The following is a 14,197-nucleotide window of genomic DNA, read 5'->3' as shown; positions in this document are numbered from 1 at the left end:
CAGCATGCCGGACCAGGGCCCGCCCCGCTGGCGGAGCGGAGCGGACCGTACCGGTCAACCCGCCTTTCCAGTGGTCGCAGATGTCAGCATATGCTCCCAGTCGCGTCCGACTCTGACCGGCAGAGCCGGTCGTTGCCGCGACGGGTCCAGGCCGTAGCCACAACGCGCGGCAATACGCCCGACCATCTCCGCGAAGCGTGGAACGGCAGAGTCCGGCAGCGCGGCGAGCCAGTCCGGCTCAAATCCAATTCCACGGAACAGGCTGCGAGCGGGGTTAAAGGCCTGGGTCTGACCAGGCGTGACCATCGTATTCAGGGTCACGCCCACCTGAGCCAGCATCCCGCCATCCATGCCGCCAAGCGTCGCGGCGGTTTTCACCGCCAGAAGATAGGTCGTGCCATTGATGCCCTGCTCGGCAATAACCTCGGCGACCCGATAAATAGCCTGGCGTTCAGCGCGCGACAGGGCGGGCAAGCCGCCAGAGGCGCGCGCGGCGCGATGATAGTCGGCGAGCACGTGAAGCTCCCGGGCCGCCTCTCGCTGCGCCTGCTTGACGGTTGAGGCCGTGGCGGGAATGACCAGAGCAGCGTTGAATCCACGCACAAGATCATGGGGTAGGCTCGCGGGCTGATTCATGACCGGCTCCACGGAATGAGGCGGAGGAACACGGTGAAGCGGCGCGTGAGATCCAGCATCGCGTCGATGGCCTCGTCCGAGCTCTCGCCATCCAGCACCGCGTCCAGACGCGACTGATACGACTTCGCACCGACCTCCATATCGCGGACGCCAAGGTCGAATCGTTCCCCGACCTCGCGGAACATCCGCCGCACAGCCTTCTGCAGGGCGGGGCCGAACGCAGCCTCGTGCAGCCGTTGCCGGATACGCTGGGCCATCACCCGCTGCCAGCCCTGCCGCAGTGTTCTGATAAGACTGTAGGTGCTGAAGATTGCCAGCGCCATCCCCAGCAGAGGTGCGATGGGGAACAACACGGTGATCCCCATCGTGCTCAGCGTGCCAAGCACCAACCCGGCACTGGCCGTGCCGACGCGGAACATCCGGGCCGTATCCAGGCGAGGCAACTCCAGCCGGGCCATGGCCTCGCCAGGATCGAAATAGGCGTTATAGTCGCCGATAAACTGCCGGACCTCGCCCTCGATGCGCTCCATTCTGGCCATGGCTGCCCCGGAAACCTCCGCCTGGAGCAGGCCGACGATCAGAGGCAGGGCCCGTTCTCTGGCGTCATCCTTCTCGTTGTCGGCAAAACTCTGCCGGATGCGTTCTTCAATGCTCTCGATGGTCAACCCGCGCTCCAGGATGTCATCGACGTCCTCCTTGGCCGCGGCAAACTCGTTCGTGATAAGTTCGGTGATCCGCGATTGCCCCTGCCGGACCAGGTCATCGCGTTCCATCTCCGTCGCCTTCAGCCGATCAAGCTCCCGATGCGCCTCCTCGCGATCGGCCTTCAGGGCCAGAAGTGCCTTCTCCTGTGCTTCGCAGCTCTGAACGGCGCTGTCGAACATATCGGCGGCTGTATGGCGAAGCTGTGCCATGAACGGTGCCGGCAGGGTCCTGCCCAGCAGCGTCTCAAGGGACGCAGACAGCTCTGCGGCGAGCACCGGCTGCTGCGCCGAGAAGGTGAAAAAGCGCCGACGCAGATCCGCCTCGGTCGGCATGGCGGTGCCGCCCTCCTCCGGCGACACGCTATCGATCAACTGACGGTGCAAGCGGACGGCGCCACTGTCGAGAATGGCCTCCAGCCCCGCACCCGGACCATCGGCATGGCTGGCGACGATGAAGACGGTCTCAAGCGGATCAAGACCCGGTACCTGCGGCAAGGCACGCAGCAGCAGCGGCAGGACGAGGAAATCGATTTCGGTCAGAAACCGGATGGCTGGGCTGAGGTATAGCAGGACATCGGCCAGGCCGATGGCGCGCGCCACCTTGTCCTCGTCACCCTGGTTGCCTGAACCGAGGCCGGGCAGGTCGATGACCCGGAACGCCTTCAATGCCTCGGCCGCCAGATAGACCACCGCGAATTCGGCTTCCTCGGCATCGGAGGTCTCGCCCCTATGCGTCGCATAACGGCCAAGCGACTGGAGCGTATCCTGCCGCACCAGGCAGGATGTCGCATGGTCGCTCTCGTCGACCCGATCCAGGTCGATCCCCGCCCTGAAATATGCAACCTCGCCATCCAGCCAGTCGGGGCGGTCGTCGAGATGGCGCAGTTCAACCATCAGACTAGTCGTCGGAGAAAAGGACGCCGGCAGGGTTCCCGGTGCCAGGCCGAGGAGCCGGGACGCCAGTGTTGTCTTCGCCGCATCGAAGCTTCCGCACAACACGACCCGGGGCTTGCGCACCGAACGGCGCAGCTTCGCCGCCAGCTCCGCCGCCGAGGGAAGCCGCGCGGCCAGACCCGGCACCTCCTCCGTCCAGCCCTGGAGGTAGCGAGTGGTGGTCAATACTTCACCGGTGAACAGCGCGTAGGGCGTGCCGGGATTGATGGCTTCGCCACCTCCCGCATGTCCGGTCGCTTCCATCCAGCGGCGGATCTGTTCCATGACGACATTATCGGGGTCGGCTTCCTGAGCGGTCACCACCTCCGGGGAAACGCCAAGGCGTTCTGCCATATCCTCGGTGGTCAGGCCGGCGGCCTCCCGCATGCCTCTGAGATCATGGGAGTAGGGACTGCCATCCATGGCGACGTCTCCTTGAGGAAGAAAGGAAATCAGCGATCGCTGTCGCGCAGCGTTCGTTGCAGCGTCTCGATGCGTCGGCGGTTTGTCTCTGCACACGCGCGGTCGCGTTGGAAGCATGCCATCGCCTCGTCGCCGGACTGTCGTGCGCGATGCTGTTTGCGTGCCAGATCTGCCAGGCGATCCGCCCGCGCCTTGGCGGTGAGCGTATCGAACTCTTTGCGAAGCGACGCGCAGGTCGCTTCAACACCTTCCGTCAGGGCAACGCGCAGATTGGTATCCCTGAGCTTGCCGACAACGGCTTTCGCCAGGTCCGGCCACCGGGTCACGTAGTTGCCAATGGACATCATCGCCAGAGCCGCAGCCACCGTCGGCGCCACGGGCCACAGCAGGTTGAAGAAGAGAGCCGGATCACGGCGAGGGGAGATAGCCTGCAGGATGGCTCGCGTGGTCGGTGCATTGTTGAAGAACACTGTGGCCAGCCGTGTCAGCAGATCGTTCTGCGCTATGTCGACGTCTACGCTGGCCTTAGAGAGGTCCACAGACACCACCTTGCGCGCGAAGCCCAGGACCAGGGATTGGTAAGATTGCAGGGGCTGGTTGAGCGCATCCTCCAGGCGTCCATGGATGGTCTCCGTGATGAAGGCGCTCAGATGCCGTTGCGCGTCGTCATAGCGCTCGAAGTTGCTGCGCAGCATCTGTTCGGTGCGGACCGGATCATACAGTTCGTCGGTCACATTATTGGCGGCTTCAAGACCTGCGCGGCGCGCCTCAGCGATGATGGCTTCCATCCGGCGGCGATGATCGACGATGCTGCGGTCGACTTCGTCCCGGGCGGCTTCCGCAGCGCGCACCTCGTCTGCGGGACGGAACCGGCCGCTGAGGAGGTCGTCGAACCGGGTGACGCGACGGGCGTAATACTGCCGGGCTGACTCAAGGATCCTCTCCGTCACGGTCTTCGCCTGGCGATTAAATGCCCGCGGAAACGGGCCGGCCAGCAGGTCGGCCAGATCTTCCTGTAGCGGTTCGCGAGCGAAAGGGTAGTTCGGATAGAAAGCGAAGAAGCGCTCCAGCAGCCGCGCCGGGGCACCATCCGCTTCTCCCGCCTCGGCGGCGCGCCGCTGGAACAGCTTCGAGGATCGCTCTGAATCGGCCCACAGACGGCGCGCGCCTTCTGACAGGACATGGTCGATATCCGCCGGGCTCTGGCGGGCGTGGGTGGCAACCACGAAGAGGTTCCGGAAGGCGCCCATGCCGGGATAGACACGCCGCGGATAAAGTTGCAGGGCACGCAGCTGTTCGGCCAGCAGACTGAAATCGCGGACGTTCAGAAAGCCGACGAATTGCGACAGGAACACCACAATGTCCGCCAGCCCGGCCATTTTGCGGGCCCGCTCCTGGTCGAGTACCATTCCGCTGTCGAAGCCTGGCGGATCGATGAGGATGAGCGATCGCAGCAAAGGGGCTGCCATAAAAACCAGACAGTAGGCGGCGTTTTCAGCCACCCGCGTATCGGCATCGGCCGTACTGCCCCCGCCATCGCTGGCCCACGGCTGGTCGGTCGCAGCACCACCCGGCCTTTCCTTACGATGGACGGCGAACCGCTCGATCAGCGCGCGATCCCCCGCCAGTATCAGCTCAGCCTCGACATGCCGCCGGTCGTACAGCCGGTCGAGATCGAAGGCGGCGGACATCAGGGCGACCGGCTGGGTGAGCCAGGGCGGGCGATGATCGACATGTATGATCACCGTGATCATCCTGGTCTCCGGCGCATAGTTGGAGCGCAGAAGCCCGCCCTGCTCGTGCGGCGGATCACCGATCAGCGCCTTACACAGGAAGGTCTTGCCCGCATCGAAACCGCCCGACACCAGAAGCCGCGGCAAGCGCACCCACATCGCCATGGCAGCCAGAATTCCGGCCTTGTCGAAGCCCGCCTGCGCGTCCTCTTCTCCGAACGCCGGATCTGGCCAGCCCAGAACCTGTGCGATAATGGTCTCTCGGCGATGGAGCAGCGGTGCATAGGGATTGCCGAGGTCGAGCGGGGGCATTTTGTCGCCGTACCCGCATGCCTGATACCAGGCCCGGTGCTGCCTGCGGGTCAGCCCCTCACCCGCAGGGTCCCTCCGCTCGATCACGGCGACCTGGTCGGCGGACAACCAATCCTCGCCCAGGATACCGTTGACGCTGTACGCCAGAGCGGCCTCCGAAAGCCCGGCCGCCAGGCGGACGGTGGAGAGATCCGGCAGATCATCGCCAAACAGCGACTGACTCACACTACGATCTCCTCATGACAGGAGGCGGTCCGGCGCCTGCCGGGGAGGCGCAGGGGGTTGTTCCTTGCATTCCTATTTATTCTGATGTACAGATTTAAATCTAGATATGAATAAGATCAAGAGTGAAAATGAACGACATCCGCAGCCTTGCCGGCGCGCTGGCGTCCTTGCGGCAGCAAGGTAAGGTCCTGGAGGCTACCTACACCGGCCTGGTCGGGCTGATCGTTGCCGTGCTGCGCCGGGAAAAGGGCTGGTCACAGAACCAGCTGGCGAAGCAGTCCGAAATATCCCAGCCGACCCTGTCCCGCATCGAACTCGGCGAGGCAGACATCACCGTACCGCAGCTCGATGCCCTTGCAAGGGCGCTGGACTGCCGGCCCGGCTTATTCCTCGACCTCGCGGACATGCTGCGCGAGATGCTGCGCGAACGGCAGATTGAGGTCGCACCGAAGGCCACAGGCGCCAAGACAGCCATCTCCAGAACCGGATCGGGCCTGCCGGTGAGCGGCGCCCTGTTGACGGGGGGGCCCGTCGGCTTTGTCATCGGCACCCTGCTCAGCACCATAATCCTGTCCAACAGCAAGGACAGGCACTGACCCCCGATGGCTGCCTGCCGGTCGTCAAACGGCGCCTATCGTCCGCTTCCTTCTTCACGGATCAACACCCCGTACCGCTCCACGGCCGCCTGTGCGACCAGCCGGCGCTCCGGATTGCGCTCGCGGTGGGCGCGCTGGCTCCAATGGGACTGGCGCGCCGCGCAATAGGCGCGGTCCTTGCCCTTGCCCGGCAGACGGGCGCTGCGCTCCAGGCCATAGCGCCCGAACAGGGGTTCGAGTTCGTCCCATTCCTCCGGGCTGAACAGATCGACGCTCGCCATCATCGTTTGCAATGCGTTAAAATCGTGATTGTTTTTCACCAGGGTTCCGTACACGCGCTCCAGCAGACGCTGGGCCTTGTCGAGGGCGTGTTCCATGCGACCCGGGGCTGCCGCGTCGTCGGCGAGAGCGTCTTCCAGGAACGCGGCCAATTCCGCCCGAACCGCGGCGTCGCCGAATGCACCGGCCAGGAGAGCAGAGAAGCGCCGATGGCGAAGCTGCGCGGCCGCCGCCGCGTCATGCAGCGCCGTGATACGGTCGTAGCGCAGCGTGCGCAACATCGCCATGGCGTCGTCCATGATACGGAAACAGCGCAGGATGTGGCCACGCGCGAAGAACTGCCGGTCCAGCACCATACGCAGCCGCTCGAAGCCGGACAGCGCAGTAAGGCGCGCGCCCACCCCGGCCGGATCGAGCCCCCGGTCGTTGACGGCGATGCCGGCGATGATGACGAAAACCGACCAGTGCTCGACCATGCTGCGCAGATCCAGCACCTCGGACCGCGACAGCGGCGCGAAATCCAACCCACTGGAAACATCGTCGTCGGTCAGCCACTCCTCGCTGGTGAGGAGACGCTCCAGGGTCGCCGGAGGAATGCGCCGCACACCGTCGATGAGCCGGGCCATGCCGGCCCATTCATCAGCCTGCAGGCGTCGTGCAGCACGGCACAGACTGGCGGATACGGGGATCACGGCGCTCATATGCCCCTTCAGCGCCTCAGCGTATTCAGCAGCGAACTCGTCCGGGTTGGACAGGACGTCGGGCCGGGAATCGATTTTGGTGATGACGGCAACGGCTTTCAGGGCCCGCGACGGCTCGTCGGTTCCACGGCCGAATGCCTCCAGGAATCGCAGATCGTTGCTCTTAGGAACATGACCAGTGACATAGATGATGGCATCCGCCCGCCCCTCGATCGCCCGCGTTTCCGCGTCATGGCGCTGGCGCAGCTCATTTTCCAGGGCCAGATACTCTGCCGTGCGGTTCTGGTGCTCATCGACGGCAGCCCCTGTACCCGGTGTGTCGACCAGGGTCGCCTGGCGCAGGAACGGGTTGGGAAGCCGGTATTCAAGCCGGCTGATGCCATTGGCACGCTGAAGCGTCGCGAGATCATGCCCTTGCAGACTGTCGAGAAAATCCCGGCCGCAGGCGTCGATCGAGCCGTCCCGCCAGACGCAGAGAACCGGACGGTCCGGCGTGTCAGGAACGCCATAGACCATGTGGTTGATCGTCGCCGTGGTCTCCGTTGTCCCCTCCATCGCCACGTCGGCGTCCAGCAGGGCATTGACGACGCTGCTCTTGCCCTGCTTGACCCGACCGACCACGGCAACCGTGCAGGGCTTGTCGACTTCCCCGGCCAAGCGGCGCAGATCCAATGCCGCAGCCGGATCCACAGGCTCCAGCACCCGGGCGGCCTGCTCCAGGCCGTCACGGACGGTGTTCTGTATCATGTGCGCCTCCCTGGGTCTGATGGCGTAGGTTCCGAAGGGACTCACGGGCAGCCGCGGTGCCGGCTCCGGCAGCGGAGTGTACTGGCCGCACGAAACCCGAAGGAGTGATGCACCACCCGGTCCGGGAACGGTGCGGCAGAGACGATGCGGTGCTTGGGATCGAACAGCTCGATCTCGACATAGCGGCCCGGACGCCTTGATCCGTCGCACAATGCCCGCTCCAGCCGCAACAACGCCTTTTCCCGAGACGCCATGAATGCGGCGGCGCCAGGTTTCCTGCGCTTGCCGCGAATGGCGCGGCAAGCGGCAGCGTGCAGTGCCTGAAAGGAGGCGTCGAAAAGGCGGTCATGCCGAGGTGGAGCCACGGTGTGCCCTCATCCAACCCCCGATCAAACGGCCAACCCCATCGATCTGTCTGGCCGCATATTCGTAGCGGCGCATATCAAGACAGGCCATATCATGGGCCAGACGGAACAGGAAACGCAGCGTCTCCACCCCCAGATTAGCCTCGCTGAGCAGCTTCATCCGGTTGCGTGTATAGGTCGCCTCGATCAGCCGTTCCAGCGCGTCAAGCGCCGTCACCTGTATCCGGTCCCCCAGAAGAAACTTCTGCGAACGGGGGAAACGCGCCACCGCAGGCACCAGCCAAAGATGAAACTGATACATCGCCTCCAATGCCGCCCCGGTCTGGCGGGAATGGTCCGCTGTCATCGGATCCAATGACCTGTTCCTGAATATCTCCTCTGAAAATTTTCTCCAGAGGGCGGAGCCCTCTGGACTCACTTCCTGGCGACAAACGGTAAAGATGTAAAGATTTATGAGGTGAGTGTCCTGGCCACACGAAACCCGATTGTGCTGCTCCGGGTGCCGGAGGCGTACCTGCTGTGGTACGCGGCGCGGAGGAACCGCTGAATGTTGTCCCAGGAACCGCCGCGCAGGACGCGGGATGAGGTGTCAGCCTTTGCCCGGGCGGAACCGTCCGCCGGTGCCCCCTCATAATTTCCATGCCACGTATCCTCACACAACTCCCAGACATTCCCATGCATTTGATAAAGGCCAAAGGGATTCGGAGCGAAACTGCGCACAGGAACCGTCTTCTTCCGGTAGTCTCCGCTCGATCCATCGCCACGATAGTTCGCCTGCCGCGTCGTGATGTTCCGGGACACCCACCAGGGCGAGAACATCGTCATCCTCTCACCCCACCAGAACGGTGTTACCGTCCCCCCCCGGCACGCATATTCCCATTCCGCCTCGCTCGGCAGGCGATAACGATCCTCACGACCCGTCAGGCCAAGGCGATCGTTCAACCATCGCAGGTAATGTTGCACATCCTCATACGACACATTGATCACCGGACGGTCATCCCGTCCCCAGCCTTCATCGAAGGGATAATACCGGCCCGATCCCCATGGCGCGTAAGCATCCCATTCGGCAAAACTCACCGCACAGGTCCCGATCGCCAGATCGTAGCCGATCTCCACCCAGTGGCGCGGACCTTCGTCGTTACTCCGCCCCGGCTCATTCTCCGGCGATCCCATCTGAAACCGGCCGCGCGGCAGAACCACCATCGCCGGGCACCACGGCGCATTAACGTCACGGAACACGGTGCCAGGCGCGCGCATCGCCGTCTGGAAGCATACCGGCGCCAGGGGCTCCTCCGCCGAGACCAGGCAATAGACTGCGCCCAACACCACCGCAAAGCCGGTGGCGCCCAGCCGGATCGGATTTGACCGTTCAAAAAGAGGCGCCAGTTCCTCCTGGAGCCGCCTCTGGACCAGGGGAATCCGCGAGGAACCACCAACCAGCAACACACTGTCCACCGCATGGCCGCGACGGCGTGCAGTCTGTACCAGATCGACGCTCAGCCCGACCGTTTGTTCGATCCGCCTGCCGATCAGCTCTTCCAGCACCATTTGATCCAGGGACTGTTTATACTGCTGCCCGGCCAGCAATCCCCGCAACAGCACGGTCGGCCTGGCCGACAGGGTCTCCTTCGCCCTGCGGCAGGCCCGCAGAAGGCTCAGATCGATGCCCCCTGCGGCTCTGTCGAATGATTGCCCGCATTCGCTCAAAGCCGCAGTGTCGAACCAATCATAGATCGCCCGATCAAAATCATTTCCGCCGCACCACTCCAATCCGCCAGGCTCGGCGGCCAGACGGTAGCCATTTCCGTCGCGCCGCAGCACCGCTGCATCGAAGGTTCCGCCGCCAAGATCGTAGGCCAGCACGCTCTGCCCCAGCTGCCCCTGGCTGTCTCGCAATCCGGCAAGCGCGGCGGCGACGGGCTCATCCACCAGCCGGACATCTCCCAGCCCCGCCCGTGCTGCCGCTTCGCGAAGCGCGTCACGCGCCGAAGGCCCGAAGCTTGCCGGGCAGGTCAGAACCACCGGCCCCACCGGACCGCCGAAATGCAGCGCCTCGGCATCTTCCCGCAATTTGGTCAGAATCGCCGTCACTGCGTCCACCGCCGTCACCATGCGACCATCCGGAAGTGCCAGCAGGAAATCGCTATCGCTCAGATAGCGCTTCGGCGCCATAAAAACGGCCCTGGACTCTTCCTCATCCTCCAGCATGTGCTCAGCCGGCGTACCGACCATTGTGCCGTCAGCACCGAAATACACCACGGACGGTGTTTTTTCCTCATCCTCCGCATTCCGCAACACCACCGCACGCCCGCCGACCGGGTCGAGCGTCGCCATACTGCTATAGGTGGTTCCAAGATCGATCGCCAGAATGTGCCTGGACATGAGGCTCCTCCATGATCGGAATGGGCGAGGGTGGTTACAGGGCGGCTTTCCGAGGGGTCAGATCCTCGATCAGGCCGGTAATGGCGGCGATGAGCGCATCACCGGACTCGATCAACCCGCCCCATTCCCGGATCTGGTCCCGCAAGGACGCCAGCCGGGTCTCGCGGGCAGCCTTGTCCAGCCTGGCGTCGGCTTCCAGCCGCTCCACCTCCTCCTTCATCTGAGAGGATTTGCTCTGAATCAGATCATCGACCTGCTTGAAGACATGTGTTTCCAGGCCACCGAAACATCGGTCGACCGGGCTCGGCTCGCCGGCCGAGACATGCAGGAAATGGTCACGCACTTCATTCAACGCCTCCATCAGATGCCGGCGCAGCTCCTCCCTGGCATTCTTCAATTCACGCTCGCCGGTTTCGCGGAAAGAGCGAAAAAAGCTCCAGACCGCCGTGGCGGCGACCGCGCTCAGCGAGAGCGGTGGAAACCAGGCGGCGGTGATGATGGTGCCCAACAGCGTAGCTCCGACCCCCGTCGTCATCACTGCCTGGATAGAAGCAACCCGACCGCCCACAATCCGTGTCCACAGATCGCCACGCGCCGACACCGTGGCGGTACGGGAAATGCTGGCGCCACCGGGTTCCTCCAGGCCGGCGGCAAAATCGCTGATATCGGCGAGCAGCGGTGCCAACCGGGCGGTACAGGCCGTCTGGGTGTCCCGGCCCGCCTTGCGCCATTCGATCTCGGCCCATTCGAGGATATTGGTATTGAGCGACTCGGCGAATATGCGAGCCGCCTTGACGGAGTCGATCTGGTCGATCTCCCTGCCGATGACCCGTGCCACACTGCCGGAGGGATACAGGGCCTGCTCAAACTGTCGACGGCCACGTTGGAGGGTCTGCCGAAGATCGGCCAGGAGCCGCGTCCGTTCCTCGCCCTGGATACCCCAGTTCTGATCGAAGGCACGCCGCTTGTCCTCGATCTGGCGCTGGATCGTCGCCTGTTCCTGGCGCGTTTCATTCAGCAGACTACGCAGGCGCGTATCCAGGATTTCGCGCCCCTGGTGCAGCTGCGCCGCGATCATCGTCGTCGCTTCGTCGAGCTTTTCGACACCGGCGGACCGGAACAGAAAGATCTGCAAGGCCTCGCTCAGAGCATCGAAGCGGCTGACCTGCAGATAGCTCATATCGCTGGTCTCGGTCGCCTTCATCAGGTTGGTGCTGGAAACCGGCCAGATCTGGGGTTCGGGCAGGTTCTCACCGAACCGCTGGACCAGAATCTCACGATTGCGGCTCAGGGTCTCCTTGTACAGTTTGGTTCCTTTATCAATGCCCGTCTGGATAAAGAACACGTTCCGGGTAATGTCGAAGATCTCCTGGAGCCAGGCGATTTCATCCTCGGTTATCGGCCGCTCAGACGTAAGAACGAAGATGACGCCATCTGCATAGGGAAGGAGACGCCGAGTGATGCGGCCATGGGCGACGTGGATCGAGCCGAGCCCGGGCGTGTCGAACAGCACGATGTTGTCCGGGAGAAATTTCGCCGCCTCGGCGGGAACGTCGATCTCAATCCACCTCAGAAGTTTGCCCCGAGCCGCTGCACGCGCACGCGGACTGTTCGCATAGACCTCGGAACCAAAGGTCTCCAGGTCCTTCTCGGTGATCGGCTCTTCACTACCATCCTCGAAACGCAGACGGCAGGCGAACGCACCTGCCTTACCGATGCGGAAGATCTGATTGGTGGCGACCTTTTCTCCCACCGGCAACAACGATTTTCCGACCACAGCGTTCAGGAACGAGGATTTACCGTGCTTGACCTCGCCTATGACCGGAACCGAATACTGGTGCTGATCAAGCTTTTCGACAATGCCCTCCACCGCCTCGGGCAGCGGCGGCAGGTCGCAGGTCTGACTGACCGCCCGAATGCGGTCGATCAGGGTCTTGGTATCGGCGCGCAGACCGCCGATCCGGTCCATAAGACTGGTCATGACATCTTTCTTTCCATGGAGAATAGAGGGTCGCGCCGCCGCGCTCAGCCGGCTTCGTCCGAAAGACCGTTCTGGTGATGATCATGCGGATGCGGATAGCCGGGGTGGGCGATCACGTCGAGGATCTGGTGGATATGATGCAGCAGGCCCGCCTGGGCATGGTCATCCTGACCGTCAGCGTGGTGGGCCGCAGAACTACCGTGACCCGAGCCGACGTGCAGAGGAAATTCCACCGGATGGCTCGGGGGCAAACCGGGAAACGGCTCCGGCATATGGGCCAGGATGTCGCGAATCGTGTGGAGCCAATGAGAAACGTCGTCGCGGAGCGTCGAGAAGATGTCATAGGGCAGCCCCCAGACATGATCGACATGCCCCTTGGCGTAGTCGAAGTTGGCCATCTCCGGGAGATGGGCCGATGGCGGCACCGGATCTTTTGTCGCCACCATGAAGAAGTCGCTGCCACTCCAGGCGTTGACAAACTGTTCCAGCGGATAGCGGGCCACCGGTTCACCCGTACCGGGATCGGCAATGATCACGCCCACATGCTGCGGGTCGGAGGTGTCGATACCGGAGACGACAACGGCGTGATTGGCGTCGGTTAAACCCAAACGGGTGAACAGGTCGTCGAGTAGCGGGTCAGCGCGCCACAGGTGATTGGCATGAACCCCCACCATAACCTTGTGCCCCTGGGCCAACTCGTTGCTGAGGTGAAAGACATTGGCATGATGAAAGCTGTTGACGGCAATGCCATGCTGTTCCAGCAGTTTGCCAAGATCAGTGATCGTGGTTCCATGCCCGGGACGATACCAGCCATGGTCCATGGCTTCCTTGAGCAAGGCGCCCTCGCCCGGATCATTGCCGGTGAACAGATGCAGGATGAATTCCTGGCAGCGGATGGCACAGGTGTCGTCGTGCTCCTGTCGTCCGCTCCAGGCGACAGCGTCGGCCTGGGGCGTACCGATCACCGGTTCAGCTGCCGGCACCTTAGACTGTACCGTCGACGCGGGTGCCGTCACCAGATCGAAGGGAGAAGACCACAACGATGCGGGGTCACGAGGTGTGTCAGACATCATCATGGAACCTTTCTCCGCTTGGAAGTTTCTGCCGGTTTCAAGATCTAATGACGGTCATGTCGGCGGTGTTTCTTCGGGTTGTCAGTCGTCTTCGATCGACGTCAGACGGACACGAGCCCGGCGATAGACCCGGCGGTTCAGCTGGAAGCCGGGACTGAGGATCTGCGCGTGCCAACGGGTGTCACCCCCCGTCACTCCGGCTGTTTTTTTCTCAGGTTTATGAAATCTTCGATCGAATTTGGCATCCTCGGCAATGACGGTCATCCCGGCGCGCTCCAGGATTTCCTGTAACCGATCACAGACATGTCTGGCGATCTCTTCAGCCGACGGATCCAGCAGGGGGATCTGACCGTCTATCTCGTCGAATAAACTGACGCAATCCTCCAGAACTTCTGTCAGTTCTCGCAAGTCGGGTTGGTATTCCGGAGCAGCCTGTATCTTATCTTCGACAGGCGGCTCTTCTGCCATCGTTTCCGGGACCGCTATGGCCGGAAGGTTTTGCTCAAGCGGAATCGGAATGGGCTCCGGCTCCGGCGCCGGCTCCGGCGTCATGATCAACGCGGGCGTGACCTCATTGCGTGACAATGGCTCACGCCGGAAACCCCGCAGCACGAAGCCGCTTCGGAACCGATCTATAACCCTGGAGAGGATGCGTTGCAGCATGGCACCAACTCACATTTTTACCTCGGAAATCATATATGGATAACTCCGGGACATCAAGCGGCAGGTCCGGCGCGAATAAGACGAGGTCGACAGTGGCCCATTTTGCGCTGCTGACGCACTGGAGAGGTGAACGTCGACGCGGGTCTGCTGCTCTTCAGATATGATTCGCCTGATTTCTCCCAAGGGGAGTAATACCAAAGAGCGCTGACCCCGACTCACGATAGGGGATTCCCAAGACCCGCGGATTGTGAGTCACTCTGGCAAACAGCCGGAGCGATCCCCATGGCAGCACCGATCCCCCTTCGCCCCGATTATGACGGCGCCGGCCTTCGTGCCCTGGCCCGACGGTCGAAAGATGCCGATCAGACACGCCGCCTGCTGGCGCTTGCCTTGATCTATGATGGCGGCAGCCGACGTTCAGCGGCCAGCCTGGGCGGCGTGGGG

At 63.0% G+C, this 14,197-nt stretch carries 10 protein-coding genes and 1 pseudogene; 2 read left to right on the top strand and 9 right to left on the bottom strand.

What is annotated here, in order from left to right; translation table 11 throughout:
• Positions 1-54: 54 nt before the first annotated feature.
• Genes WI697_RS24345 through WI697_RS24335 form a run of 3 tightly spaced genes read right to left on the bottom strand, consistent with a single transcriptional unit; the run spans position 55 to position 4,966 of the window.
• A complete protein-coding gene (locus WI697_RS24345) occupies positions 55-636 on the bottom strand; it encodes a hypothetical protein (RefSeq protein ID WP_345960245.1) in 582 nt (193 codons plus the stop codon).
• Positions 633-2,696 carry a dynamin family protein gene (locus WI697_RS24340; RefSeq protein WP_345960244.1) on the bottom strand — a complete coding sequence of 688 codons (2,064 nt, stop codon included), beginning with the start codon at positions 2,694-2,696 and terminating at the stop codon, positions 633-635. Before WI697_RS24340 ends, WI697_RS24345 begins: the two co-directional genes overlap by 4 nt.
• A gap of 29 nt (positions 2,697-2,725) precedes the next feature.
• Positions 2,726-4,966, bottom strand: coding sequence for a hypothetical protein (locus WI697_RS24335; RefSeq protein ID WP_345960243.1), 2,241 nt, complete (start codon positions 4,964-4,966; stop codon positions 2,726-2,728).
• 128 nt (positions 4,967-5,094) lie between these two features.
• Here WI697_RS24335 and WI697_RS24330 point away from each other — a divergent pair, with 128 nt between their 5' ends.
• Positions 5,095-5,562, top strand: coding sequence for a helix-turn-helix domain-containing protein (locus WI697_RS24330; protein ID WP_345960242.1), 468 nt, complete (start codon positions 5,095-5,097; stop codon positions 5,560-5,562).
• Positions 5,563-5,597: 35 nt separating this feature from the next.
• Here the strand turns inward: WI697_RS24330 and WI697_RS24325 are convergent, their stop codons facing one another.
• The 6 genes from WI697_RS24325 to WI697_RS24300 form a co-directional block, all read right to left on the bottom strand.
• Positions 5,598-7,289, bottom strand: a complete 1,692-nt coding sequence (locus WI697_RS24325) for a dynamin family protein (RefSeq protein WP_345960241.1) — start codon at positions 7,287-7,289, stop codon at positions 5,598-5,600.
• Positions 7,290-7,634: 345 nt separating this feature from the next.
• Complete coding sequence (gene avd, locus WI697_RS24320; protein ID WP_345960279.1) at positions 7,635-8,000, bottom strand: diversity-generating retroelement protein Avd; 366 nt, start codon at positions 7,998-8,000, stop codon at positions 7,635-7,637.
• Between the two features lie 104 nt (positions 8,001-8,104).
• Positions 8,105-10,036, bottom strand: coding sequence for an SUMF1/EgtB/PvdO family nonheme iron enzyme (locus WI697_RS24315; protein ID WP_345960240.1), 1,932 nt, complete (start codon positions 10,034-10,036; stop codon positions 8,105-8,107).
• Between the two features lie 34 nt (positions 10,037-10,070).
• Positions 10,071-12,017, bottom strand: coding sequence for a dynamin family protein (locus WI697_RS24310; protein ID WP_345960239.1), 1,947 nt, complete (start codon positions 12,015-12,017; stop codon positions 10,071-10,073).
• A gap of 44 nt (positions 12,018-12,061) precedes the next feature.
• Positions 12,062-13,093, bottom strand: a complete 1,032-nt coding sequence (locus tag WI697_RS24305; protein WP_345960238.1) for a hypothetical protein — start codon at positions 13,091-13,093, stop codon at positions 12,062-12,064.
• A 78-nt stretch (positions 13,094-13,171) separates the two neighbouring features.
• A complete protein-coding gene (locus tag WI697_RS24300) occupies positions 13,172-13,753 on the bottom strand; it encodes a hypothetical protein (protein ID WP_345960237.1) in 582 nt (193 codons plus the stop codon).
• Positions 13,754-14,035: 282 nt separating this feature from the next.
• On the opposite strand from WI697_RS24300, the pseudogene WI697_RS24295 reads away from it, so the two are divergent.
• A pseudogene (locus tag WI697_RS24295) lies at positions 14,036-14,197 on the top strand (IS630 family transposase); the annotation flags it as partial.

The sequence above is a fragment of the Tistrella mobilis genome (genome assembly GCF_039634785.1).
Classification (GTDB): Bacteria; Pseudomonadota; Alphaproteobacteria; order Tistrellales; family Tistrellaceae; genus Tistrella; species Tistrella mobilis.
Note: the sequence above shows the minus strand (reverse complement) of the source record. Positions and strands in the feature narration are given on the sequence as shown.

Coding starts and splice junctions, on each gene's coding strand:
- WI697_RS24345 (WP_345960245.1), bottom strand. CDS start 636: ATGAATCAGCCCGCGAGCCTACCCCATGATCTTGTGCGTGGATTCAAC.
- WI697_RS24340 (WP_345960244.1), bottom strand. CDS start 2,696: ATGGATGGCAGTCCCTACTCCCATGATCTCAGAGGCATGCGGGAGGCC.
- WI697_RS24330 (WP_345960242.1), top strand. CDS start 5,095: ATGAACGACATCCGCAGCCTTGCCGGCGCGCTGGCGTCCTTGCGGCAG.
- WI697_RS24325 (WP_345960241.1), bottom strand. CDS start 7,289: ATGATACAGAACACCGTCCGTGACGGCCTGGAGCAGGCCGCCCGGGTG.
- avd (WP_345960279.1), bottom strand. CDS start 8,000: ATGACAGCGGACCATTCCCGCCAGACCGGGGCGGCATTGGAGGCGATG.
- WI697_RS24315 (WP_345960240.1), bottom strand. CDS start 10,036: ATGTCCAGGCACATTCTGGCGATCGATCTTGGAACCACCTATAGCAGT.
- WI697_RS24310 (WP_345960239.1), bottom strand. CDS start 12,017: ATGACCAGTCTTATGGACCGGATCGGCGGTCTGCGCGCCGATACCAAG.
- WI697_RS24305 (WP_345960238.1), bottom strand. CDS start 13,093: ATGATGATGTCTGACACACCTCGTGACCCCGCATCGTTGTGGTCTTCT.
- WI697_RS24300 (WP_345960237.1), bottom strand. CDS start 13,753: ATGCTGCAACGCATCCTCTCCAGGGTTATAGATCGGTTCCGAAGCGGC.